At 63.8% G+C, this 1,101-nt stretch carries 1 protein-coding gene; it reads left to right on the top strand.

Features of this window, described 5'->3' with window-relative positions; genetic code table 11:
- Window positions 1-1,101 (top strand): transposase (locus PRZ03_RS23800; RefSeq protein ID WP_273602575.1); only part of this gene is annotated, 1,101 nt, incomplete at both ends.

Genomic DNA, 1,101 nt, shown 5'->3' with positions numbered 1-1,101 from the left:
CCCAGGGCCTGATCGGGCGCGAGATGTTCGCCATCGACGGCGTCAAGCTCCCCAGCAACGCCAGCAAAGAGCGCAGCGGAACACATGAAGAACTGCGCCACCGGGCCGATCGGCTGGACAAGGCTGCCGACAAGATCCTGGCGCTGCACCAGGCGCAGGACAAGGCGGGTGCACAGGAACCCCTGGAGGCTAAGCGGCAAGCCCGCATCGACGATCTGCGCCAAGAGGCGGCACGCACGCGGGACTTCGTGGCCAGCAACCCCAAGCGTTTGAACAGCAAAGGCCAGGAGCTCAAGTCCAATATCACCGACCCCGACAGTGCCAAGATGGCCACCAACAAGGGCGTCATCCAGGGCTACGCAGCCCAAGCGGCTGTGGACAATGCCAACCAAATCATCGTCGCAGCCGATGTGGTGGGCTCAGGCTCCGAGCAAGCCATGCTGGCGCCGATGATCGAGCAGGCGAAACCGTGGAGCGACGCCAACACCTTGTTCACCGCCGATGCGGGCTATCACAGCGATGCCAATGTGCAGCAGCTGCATGACAGCAACACCCCCGCGCTGATCGCCGACGGCCAGATGCGCAAGCGTGACGAGCGCTTTGAGGGCCGAGATAAACACAAGGCAAAGCCTGATCCTCTGTATGACAAGCAAGCCACCGAGCAGCCCCCAGAAGGCAAGCACTTCCGGCCCAAGGACTTCCGCTTCAACGACACAGACAACACGGCCATTTGCCCGGCGGGCCAGGTCTTGATCAGTCGAGGCGGCATCCACACCTCGGCCAGTGGTCAGCCCTACCAGACCTATATCGCCAACGCGACGGACTGCGGCAGTTGCGCGCTACGCCAGCAGTGCATCAAGAGCCGAGGGCAAGATGAGACGGGCCCAGTGCTGCGAGGCCGCCAGGTCAGTCGCTTCCTGCCCAAGGCGCCAGACCCCAACCATCCCAGCGAACGCATGCGCCAGGCCATTGACTCGCCCCGGGGTCGCCAGTTGTACAGCCAACGCCTCGGCACCGTGGAGCCCGTATTTGCCAACCTGCGCCACAACAAGCGATTGACCCGGCTGAATCACCGCGGGCAGGCCAAGGTCACGGCGCAGT

It is taken from the genome of Roseateles albus, assembly GCF_028595345.1.
Classification (GTDB): domain Bacteria; phylum Pseudomonadota; class Gammaproteobacteria; order Burkholderiales; family Burkholderiaceae_C; genus Paucibacter_A; species Paucibacter_A albus.
The sequence above is the reverse complement of the archived record's forward strand: the minus strand, read 5'-3'. Positions and strand labels throughout refer to the sequence as shown.